This is a genomic window from uncultured Faecalicoccus sp. (genome assembly GCF_944327125.1).
Lineage (GTDB): Bacteria > Bacillota_I > Bacilli_A > Erysipelotrichales > Erysipelotrichaceae > Faecalicoccus.
This window is the reverse complement of record NZ_CALVGO010000051.1, coordinates 1-9,157: the sequence shown is the minus strand read 5'-3', so window position 1 is coordinate 9,157 and position 9,157 is coordinate 1. Positions and strand designations below refer to the sequence as shown.

General features: G+C 39.0%; 10 protein-coding genes and 1 other annotated feature. Of the genes, 1 reads left to right on the top strand and 9 read right to left on the bottom strand.

From position 1 onward, the window contains the following. Positions 1-88: 88 nt before the first annotated feature. On the bottom strand, positions 89-1,117 hold the full coding sequence (locus Q0K03_RS06200) for a methionine ABC transporter ATP-binding protein (protein WP_297238852.1): 1,029 nt from the start codon (positions 1,115-1,117) through the stop codon (positions 89-91). A 38-nt stretch (positions 1,118-1,155) separates the two neighbouring features. Then, positions 1,156-1,392 (bottom strand) — a binding site (T-box leader). 61 nt (positions 1,393-1,453) lie between these two features. Then, a complete protein-coding gene (locus Q0K03_RS06195; protein WP_297238851.1) occupies positions 1,454-2,179 on the bottom strand; it encodes an amidohydrolase family protein in 726 nt (241 codons plus the stop codon). Positions 2,180-2,240: 61 nt separating this feature from the next. Here Q0K03_RS06195 and Q0K03_RS06190 point away from each other — a divergent pair, with 61 nt between their 5' ends. Next, the gene (locus Q0K03_RS06190) at positions 2,241-2,915 is read left to right on the top strand and encodes an alpha/beta fold hydrolase (protein ID WP_297238850.1); all 675 of its coding nucleotides are present in this window, start codon (positions 2,241-2,243) and stop codon (positions 2,913-2,915) included. 19 nt (positions 2,916-2,934) lie between these two features. Here the strand turns inward: Q0K03_RS06190 and Q0K03_RS06185 are convergent, their stop codons facing one another. The 7 genes from Q0K03_RS06185 to Q0K03_RS06155 form a co-directional block, all read right to left on the bottom strand. Further along, a complete protein-coding gene (locus tag Q0K03_RS06185; protein ID WP_297238849.1) occupies positions 2,935-4,380 on the bottom strand; it encodes a nicotinate phosphoribosyltransferase in 1,446 nt (481 codons plus the stop codon). Continuing rightward, positions 4,373-4,987 (bottom strand): isochorismatase family cysteine hydrolase, encoded by a 615-nt coding sequence (locus tag Q0K03_RS06180; protein ID WP_297238848.1) that lies wholly within the window; start codon positions 4,985-4,987, stop codon positions 4,373-4,375. The genes Q0K03_RS06185 and Q0K03_RS06180 overlap by 8 nt, the downstream gene beginning before the upstream one ends. Before the next feature lie 41 nt (positions 4,988-5,028). After that, complete coding sequence (recA, locus tag Q0K03_RS06175) at positions 5,029-6,030, bottom strand: recombinase RecA (protein WP_297238847.1); 1,002 nt, start codon at positions 6,028-6,030, stop codon at positions 5,029-5,031. Between the two features lie 3 nt (positions 6,031-6,033). Beyond that, on the bottom strand, positions 6,034-6,504 hold the full coding sequence (locus tag Q0K03_RS06170) for a CinA family protein (protein ID WP_297238846.1): 471 nt from the start codon (positions 6,502-6,504) through the stop codon (positions 6,034-6,036). Beyond that, the gene (gene pgsA / locus Q0K03_RS06165) at positions 6,504-7,082 is read right to left on the bottom strand and encodes a CDP-diacylglycerol--glycerol-3-phosphate 3-phosphatidyltransferase (protein ID WP_297238845.1); all 579 of its coding nucleotides are present in this window, start codon (positions 7,080-7,082) and stop codon (positions 6,504-6,506) included. The genes Q0K03_RS06170 and pgsA overlap by 1 nt, the downstream gene beginning before the upstream one ends. Continuing rightward, a complete protein-coding gene (locus Q0K03_RS06160) occupies positions 7,066-8,091 on the bottom strand; it encodes a helix-turn-helix domain-containing protein (protein WP_297238844.1) in 1,026 nt (341 codons plus the stop codon). The genes pgsA and Q0K03_RS06160 overlap by 17 nt, the downstream gene beginning before the upstream one ends. Positions 8,092-8,172: 81 nt before the next feature. Next, positions 8,173-9,024 (bottom strand): YitT family protein, encoded by an 852-nt coding sequence (locus Q0K03_RS06155; protein ID WP_297238843.1) that lies wholly within the window; start codon positions 9,022-9,024, stop codon positions 8,173-8,175. Positions 9,025-9,157: the final 133 nt, after the last annotated feature.

The following is a 9,157-nucleotide window of genomic DNA, read 5'->3' as shown; positions in this document are numbered from 1 at the left end:
ATCATAAGAAATGTCTCATAAATAGATTCTAAAAATACATCCGATCGGTCGATAACATTGGGCATGATCCCCGTGAGGAAATCCATCATCACTTCATCACCTCCACTTGTACCTGGTTGTCTTCACAAAGCTGTAAAGCACTTTCCATATCTTCTTGTTTTCCGGTAAGAACACAAATCAAGGTGCCAAATGGTACATCATGCACGATTTCAACATTTCCGAAAATAATCGAACAATCGACATTGTATTTTCTGGAGATCGTCGAAATCAATGCTTCTTTTGTGTTCCCGCTTTGATAGCTTAATTTCACTAATCTCTGATTGGAATCAATTTGAACCAAAGGATGTTTGTTTTCTAAAAGTTCATCGATCTTGCCTAAATTGTTTGTGGTGTTGATAAAGTTTTTTGTGACCGGCATCTGAGGATGTGAGAACACATCCACAATGTTTCCTTCTTCCACAACTTTGCCATTTTCCATTACGGCAACACGATCACAAATATCTTTGACAACCGCCATCTCATGCGTGATCAAGATCACGGTCAAATTCAATTCCTTGTTGATGCGGCGAATCAATTGAAGGATCTGCTGTGTGGTATGAGGATCCAAAGCAGAAGTCGCTTCATCGCATAAAAGCACTTTCGGCCGCGTAGCCAAGGCTCTGGCAATGGCCACACGCTGTTTTTGTCCACCGCTTAACTGGGACGGATAAGAATCCTTACGATCTTTCAACTCAATCAGCTCCAACAAAGAATCCACACGTTTTTGAATCTCGTCTTCTTTCATCTTCATATGACGCAAAGGAAACGCAATATTTTCAAAAACAGTACGGGATCGCATCAGATTAAAATGCTGGAAGATCATTCCCATTTCCTGTCTCTTTAAGCGCAATTCCTTATCGCTAAGCTTTAGAAGATCTTTATCATCAAAGAAAACCGCGCCTTGTTCCGGTTTCTCCAATAAGTTGATGCAGCGAACGAGGGTCGATTTGCCGGCCCCGGAAAATCCAATGATTCCGAAGATTTCACCATCCTGGATTTCAAGACTGACATCTCTTACGGCATGAACATTTCCGTTTCGGGTTTGAAAGGTTTTTGTCACATGTTCTAATTTGATCATCTTTTCTTTCCTTTCTAAAATAAAAAAACTTTCATCCATCATAGGACGAAAGTTGAATTCCGTGTTACCACCTATTTTCGCAAAATGATCACTCATTTTACCTCATCAAGTACAAACATACTCTATCACGATAACGGGTGAATCCGTCAAAGTCTAAATATCGACCTTGCAACTCCAAGACCATGTTCCCTAACAATCTCTTTATCCTCTTTCAGCGTTCAAGGACTCTCTTCTTAAAGAAATACGATAGGTACTCTTCTCTTCAACATCATTTATGCATAGATAATATCAACGAGATGAAAGAATGTCAATCATTTTCTGAAAATTTTTCATAACTTAACAGACCATCCATTCCGGATAGAAAGGGATCCCGTTTTTGATCATCCGGTGGATCAAAGGCCGGCCAATCGTTTGGAAGTAATGTTCAATTGTTGGAACCTGCAAGACTAAAAGATCCGCCCGTTTCCCAGGTTCAATCGAGCCTCTGTCAGTAAGGTCAAAAGTTTTGGCAGGAAGGCTGGTCATCGCTTCCAGCAAAGTTTTTGCGTCTACATTATGCATGTGAAACAAGTAATAACATAACGGCTGAAAAGAATAGACGTAACTGTTTGGTTTACCAAATCCACAGGAAATCAAAAACTTCTTCGGTGATATATTTTCATATTCATATTCTCTTTCTACAATAGGAAGTGAACATTCGTTTTTCTGTAAAAAGATATCCTGCGTCAAGTCCTTCTTTAAAACTTCAGGATCTTTTGTGAATAAGGTCAAGATTCCATTTTGGCGCATAGCGAACATGGCCGTACGATTTTCACGCAGCTGATCGCCTATACGGACATGACGAAAACCCTTAAAGTTGCAGTCAATAAAGCCTGGAACAACGATTTCTCCCACGGCATCAATCACACGGGTGGCATCATCGATCCATTTCAGATAGGAGCCAGTTCCGATTTCAACGATTTGCTCATGATGTATGGCAATGTATGCTTTTTGAAGAATCGTAAATTGATCATCGCATGTATATAAATTTTCAATATTTTTTATTAAAAGTGTTGCTTTCATATTTCTCTTTCTTCTGCAATAATTATAAACATAAGAAGGTAAAAAGTATAGGTGAGGTAATATGTTTTCTCTTATAAAGAAAAAGAAACCCATTATCGTAACGATTCATGGATTTGGAAAAATGTGCCAACATGAATTTGATCCGTTGACCCAGTATCTTAAAAATGAAAAATATGACGTCATACAATTTGATATCTATGATCTTTATGATCAAAAAGATACCGATCCCAAGATATGGATCCGGCGCTGTGAAGCCTACCTTCAGAAAGCTTTTAAACAAAGTCGCGATGTTATCTTGGTTGGCTTTTCCATGGGTGGTGTGATTGCGAGTTATCTGGCATCCATCTATCCTGTAAAAAAGCTGATCCTCATTGCGCCTGCTTTTCAATATCTGGATCTCTATAAAATTGGGCACGCTTCTTTATCCACACTGAAAAATCTGGGTAAAAAAGATACAAAGCTTCCTTCTTCTCTACAGACGAAAACATTTATGACAATCGTAGACCAGTATAAAGAATCCATTTACCATGTAGAATGTCCCATCCTGATCCTTCATGGAACAAAAGATGAAGTTATCTCATGCGATGTCTCTTGTTCCGTATATAAAAAAATCAAGGATCACAGTCGCCTGGTCCTGATTGAAGGAGGAAGACATCGTATGCTCTACGATCACCAGGGCTATGAGGGTTTATGTTTTCATCTCATCAAAGATATGATCAAAGAAAATTTATTTTAAAAAGAGGGAATCCCCTCTTTTATTTATGTTCATTGAGCAATTTTAATTTAAGATCCAGAAGATCTTTAGTCAAATCGACATAGTATTCCTGCGGATAGGCAAATCGTTTGATTTCTTCCCATATCGTAGCCAGCTCGCGCTTGGAGTATTCACGAATTCCATCAAGGCTTGGACACTGATACACGACTTCTCCCTGGACAAAAATAGGAACAAGGAGTTCTCTTAATTCATAGCTTCCCCCTTCAATGACTTTATATTTCCATCGTGACATAGGATGATAGATCGTTAAATCTTTTGTGTCATCAAATTTTTCATCTTCAAGAGCAAGCAGATCAGCTTGGGCCATACCGGTTTCTTTTTCATAAATCCGGTACACCTTTTTCATGCCTGGATTGGTCACCTTTTCCACGTTATCACTAATTTTGATCTTCGGTATCATTTGGCCATCTTTTTCAATCGCCACCAGTTTGTATACCCCGCCAAAAACAGGTGAATTTTTAGAACAAATCAAATTTTCTCCAACCCCAAAAGAATCAATTTTCGCTCCCTGCTGATGAATCAAAGACTCGATTACATATTCGTCCAGGGAGTTGCTGACAACGATTCCGCAATCCTGCATTCCGTTGGCATCCAGTTCTTTACGCACCTGTTTCGAAAGATAAGCCATATCTCCCGAATCAATACGAACACCCTTTAAACGATAACCGTTCGGTTCCAAATAGTCTTTGGCAACGCGAATGGCATTTTTGATCCCACTTTTTAAAGTGCTGTACGTATCAATTAAAAGTGTACAGTTTTGCGGATACGTTTTGGCATAGAAAAGAAACGCTTCATATTCATTGTCAAAACTCTGGATAAAAGAATGAGCCATCGTTCCTAAAACAGGAAGTCCATATTCTTTACCGGCAAAAGTTGTTGCTGAACCAGCGCATCCGGCAATGTAGGCCGCACGAGCTCCATAAATGGCCGCATCAAAATTGTGTGCACGGCGGGCACCGAATTCCATAACCGCTCTTCCTTCGGAAGCCTGTACGATGCGGTGAGCCTTGGTCGCAATCAAAGTCTGGTGATTCAAGGCAAGAAGCAATGCAGTCTCGACCAGTTGGGCTTCAATGATCTTAGCTTTAACACGAACCAGCGGTTCATGAGGAAAAACAGGGGTACCTTCAGGTATCGCATATATATCCCCTGTAAAGCGAATCGTGGACAAGTAATCGAGAAATTCTTCAGAAAATTGATGAAGCGAACGCAAATAATCGATATCTTCCTTATCAAAATGAAGATTTTTTACATATTCAATCACCTGTTCCAACCCGCAGAAAAGGCAAAATCCTCCATTATCAGGGTTATTTCGGTAAAATAAATCAAAAACAACTTCTTGATCTTTATTCAAATTAAAATAACATTGACTCATCGTCAATTCATAAAAATCCATTACTAAGCTTAAATTCCGAGTTTTATTCATATTGATCTCCAATCTTTGATACGACAAGAATCCCATTTGTCTCCATGTTTTTCAGACTGAAAAAATTCCACCGTTTGGCATCATGTATGCTTTCTATATCATACGTATCTACACAGTCAACCGGTACAATCACACGCTGTTCCTTGTAGTTGTGTTCGTTAAGCCATGAATTCAAAGAAAGGGCAAATTGCAGGATGCACAGATCGGTGCAGCACCCGGTAAGTATGATATCTTTATGATTCTTCAATGTGGGCAGAAGATCCTGAAAAGAAGGACTCATAAAAGTATTGGTAGAATTCTTATAGATTCTAGTTTTAACATAAGGCCTCAATTCCTCAATCACTTCGCTTTCAGCAGTCCCTTTAACACAGTGGAGTGGATAAGAACAAAACTCTTTAGAATCAGGAGCATGTCCATCACAGATAAAGATCGAAGCATCGATTTTTTTCAGAAGATTTTCAATATTCTTCGAAATATCAAGAATTGCTTCATCATGAAGAGATCCTTCTTTAATGAATCCATTGATCATATCCACCACAAACAGAATCGGTTTCCTTAAATTCTGAAGTGGGAATTCTTTGTATTGGTTTTCTTTTAAACGTGCCATAAATTTCACCTTTTTTGTATTATAACACGAAAAAAGAAGTTCTATTCCTGAACTTCCTTTTTCGAATCTTTTAATAGTTCTTCCAGTTTGATCTGAAATTCTGGATTTTGTTTGATATATTGTTTGGCCGCTTCTTTTCCCTGTCCGATTTTTTCTCCTTCAAAGCTATACCAGGCTCCACTCTTTTTAACAATACCGGCATCAACACAAAGATCCAATAATTCCGAGACGTAGGAAATTCCCTCTCCATAGATAATTTCCAAAATGGCTTGTTTAAATGGAGGGGCCACTTTATTTTTCACGACCTTGACGCGAACTTTATTTCCTATGACATCCGTTCCATTTTTAATGGCATCGGCTTTTCGAATATCGATACGAACTGAACTGTAGAACTTCAATGCGATACCGCCAGGTGTCGTTTCTGGATTTCCATACGTAATTCCGACCTTTTGACGAAGCTGGTTGATAAAAATCGCAGTGCATTCATTATGATTCATGATTCCTGCCAGTTTTCGCATCGCCTTGGACATTAAACGAGCCTGGGATCCCACTTGAAGATCTCCCATTTCACCATCCAACTCAGCTTGCGGAACTAAAGCGGCTACACTGTCTACAACAACAAGATCCACTGCCCCACTCTCAATAAGCATAAGCATGATATTCAATGCCTGTTCTCCAGAATCCGGCTGAGACAAGATCAATTCGTCAATATCAACTCCCAGATTGCGTGCATAAACTGGATCAATGGCATTTTCCGCATCAATAAAAGCCGCACGTCCACCTTGTTTTTGAACTTGGGCAATCGCATGAAGCGCTAACGTTGTTTTCCCACTGGATTCAGGGCCAAAAACTTCAATGATTCGTCCTTTTGGATATCCGCCGATTCCTAAAGCCTGGTCCAGCAAAAGACTGCCGCTGGGAATCGGTTCTACATCCACTGCAGGACGATCCCCGAGTTTCATGATGGATCCTTTTCCGTATTCTTTTTCAATTTCGTTTAATACATCATTTAATAATTTATCTCTATTCTCTTCTTTTGGCATTTGTTACTCCTTTTCAATTATATCAGCCAGACGACTGATCATTTCATCAACGACATGCTGACGTAGTGTATTTCTTTCCTCATTTTTAAAATGGAACGAAAAGCTGATTGTATTTTCTTTACCAGAAATCGCACAAAAAACATCACCGGCAGGTTTTCCTTCCATTGTATCAGGACCTGCATTGCCTGTAAACGATACACAGTAATCAACATCCAAAAGCTTTTTTGCTTTGATTGCCATTTCCTCTGCACACTGTTTTGATATCACTCCATATTGATGAATAACTTGAGAATCGACACCCACAACGGTTTCCTTGATTTCTGTAAAATAAGTTACAAACCCGCCTTTGAGGACCTGACTGGCTCCTGGAACCGAAGCGAGTTTTGCGCAAAACAAGCCGGCTGTCAGGCTCTCGCACGAACCAATCGTCCGTCCCTTCTTTCTGGCAAGATGGATCAAATCTATTTCATTCATTACATGCTCTCCAAAACATAACTTTTCAATTTCATAAAATAGATCCAGCCGCTAAATACACTGACAAGTGCCGCTGCCCAGAGTAAGATCTGGTCGACCGGAATCCCTATATAGACAAACGGCCAGTTTTTCAACAACAAAAAGACAATGGCAAACATCTGAAGCACCGTTTTTAGTTTTCCATAAAAGCCGGCACTTACAACTTTTCCATGTTGACTGGCAATCATTCTTAATCCATCTACGACAAGATCTCTTGCGATCATAAGTAAAACGGCGATGACATTGGCTTGATGCGTATAAACCAAAAGAATCAAAACCGTATTCACAAGCATTTTATCGGCAATCGGATCGGCAAATTTTCCAAACGATGTAATCAAATTATTCTTTCTGGCAATTTGCCCGTCCAACATATCCGTAATACTGGCTGCCGCAAAGATCAAAAAAGCCAGAACATCACGAAACGCAAGATGATTGGATTCGTGAAGAATCCCCAGATCGGATGGAATCAGTAAATACACGAGGACCACCAATGGTACCATCGCAATTCGAATCAATGTCAATTTATTCGGTAAATTCATAATCAACTTCCTCCATATACGATTGATCCTGAGTCGTTGAAGATTGTTCCTCTGTTTCAGATTGTTCTTCTTCTAAAGATTCATTGTCCACGACTTCAATATAGATCGTTGCCGGAGTTCCCGGAGCCCAGTACGTCGCATTAAAAGTTATCGTATTGTTGGCAATAGTGAATGTTGTATTTCCACCAACATAATTGGTAACCTCAATCGCAATTGTACAAGGCTGATCGACCTCCACTTGCTGTTCGAAAGAATCTTCATATTCTTTGTTTTGATTTTTTTCATCAAGAACAAGATCATCTTTATAGATGATAACTTTTGAAGGTTCCGGCAATTCAATCTTTACGGAAAATTCTTCTGTCGTTTCGATAACATTGGATAAACGATAGACATTTTCTTCCACACTCAGAACTTCAAAGTTATATTCCTGTTTTTCACGAGTATCCTGCCGCTGCTGAGCAAGACGATCTGTTTCTTCTTCTTTTTGCCGCAGTTCTTCCTGGCGATTGGCCTCCAATTTGGCTGCTTCATTGGCAGCTTGTGAATCGAGCCAGAAATTGAAAGCTGCAAACAGACAAACAATCACAACAGCAATCAACAATAATTTTTTTATATCCCATTTTCTTTTCCACTGCATGTTTCGCGAAAAAGAAGAAACACTTTTTTGAAAACGGCTGCGCGCAGGTTTCTTTCTTTGTGTACTGGAAACATTTGGCATTTGCTGAACCAATCTTTTTTGCGCCATAGAAAGATCCATCTCTCTTTGCTTAGCGTATGCATTAATATCTTTATCCACTTCGTCTTTGATAGCGTTCCAGTTTACGCCAATCGCATCGCAATACGCATGGACAAAATAGCGAACAAAAGAAAAGTCATCCGAAAAAACATCCAAATTGTGACTTTCGATTGCCTGAATATACTGAGGTGCTAAACGCGTCTGGCTTGAAACATATTCGATTGTGAGATTTAAATCTTGTCTTCTTTGTCTGAGAATATGATAATAGGCCATAAAATCCCCCTTAAGCTTTATTATTATATCAAAAAGGTATAGAAAATTCTTGAAATTATAAAAAAAGGGACAAAATCCCCTTTATCTTCTTTTGTTAATATTCCAGGTACCAATGACTTCATTGACCGTGGAAACGGTCACAAACGATTTATAATTGGATTTGTGCAAATAATCCAATAACCTTTTATATTCACTGGTTGTCATGATCGTTACCAGCTCCACTCGCTCTTGTTGATCAAAAGCGCCTTTCGCAAGATATAAAGTGGCACCTCTTTTCATCGTATTAATAATATAATCTTTTATTTGTTCATAGTCTTCGGAAAGTATGCAAATTTTCTTTTTCTTATTGAAGCCGCCAATAAAATAATCGATGGCCAGACCGTTGGCATAAGTTCCAATCAAACTGACAACCAGAGTTCCAACATCGTAAACGAGAATCGATGACATCGCAGTAATAGCTCCACAAATATTCAAAGCCTTCCCAATATCCATGTGTGAATATTTACTTACTATCTTTCCTACGATATCCAATCCGCCGCTAGAAGCATTCACATTAAATAAGATGGCCTGTCCAAAAGCAATGATCAAGGTGTAAGAAATCAAATCATAAACACTATTGTTCGTAAGAGAATAAACCACTGGAAAAAGGAACTCAAAGATTCCTAAAAAAACAGGAAGCAAAATAGAAGTATATACTGTTTTGGTCCCAAATTCTTTTCCGATGAAGATGAAGCCAATCACTAATAAACCGATATTCAACACAAAGGTTATGGCAGAGATCGAAAAAGGAATCATTTGATGAATCACCATGGCTAAACCAGAGATACTTCCCACAACGATTCCGCTGGGAATCAGAAAAAAGTAAATTGAAAAGGAAATAATGAACATCGCAATCGTAATCTTAAAATATTCACTAAAAACATTTTGATTCATCTTGTATACCTCCTGGAACTCCGTTGAAATTATATCAATCTATATGGAAAATACAACCATAAAAAAAGACCCGGCAACGTGCTATGTTCGCAGGGGCAGGCCCAACTATTTTCGCCGCTGAAGTGCTTAACTT

Bases quoted from the DNA above. Each gene is read 5' to 3' on its own strand.
- Q0K03_RS06200 (WP_297238852.1), bottom strand. From the start codon at position 1,117: ATGATCAAATTAGAACATGTGACAAAAACCTTTCAAACCCGAAACGGA.
- Q0K03_RS06195 (WP_297238851.1), bottom strand. From the start codon at position 2,179: ATGAAAGCAACACTTTTAATAAAAAATATTGAAAATTTATATACATGC.
- Q0K03_RS06190 (WP_297238850.1), top strand. From the start codon at position 2,241: ATGTTTTCTCTTATAAAGAAAAAGAAACCCATTATCGTAACGATTCAT.
- Q0K03_RS06185 (WP_297238849.1), bottom strand. From the start codon at position 4,380: ATGAATAAAACTCGGAATTTAAGCTTAGTAATGGATTTTTATGAATTG.
- Q0K03_RS06180 (WP_297238848.1), bottom strand. From the start codon at position 4,987: ATGGCACGTTTAAAAGAAAACCAATACAAAGAATTCCCACTTCAGAAT.
- recA (WP_297238847.1), bottom strand. From the start codon at position 6,030: ATGCCAAAAGAAGAGAATAGAGATAAATTATTAAATGATGTATTAAAC.
- Q0K03_RS06170 (WP_297238846.1), bottom strand. From the start codon at position 6,504: ATGAATGAAATAGATTTGATCCATCTTGCCAGAAAGAAGGGACGGACG.
- pgsA (WP_297238845.1), bottom strand. From the start codon at position 7,082: ATGAATTTACCGAATAAATTGACATTGATTCGAATTGCGATGGTACCA.
- Q0K03_RS06160 (WP_297238844.1), bottom strand. From the start codon at position 8,091: ATGGCCTATTATCATATTCTCAGACAAAGAAGACAAGATTTAAATCTC.
- Q0K03_RS06155 (WP_297238843.1), bottom strand. From the start codon at position 9,024: ATGAATCAAAATGTTTTTAGTGAATATTTTAAGATTACGATTGCGATG.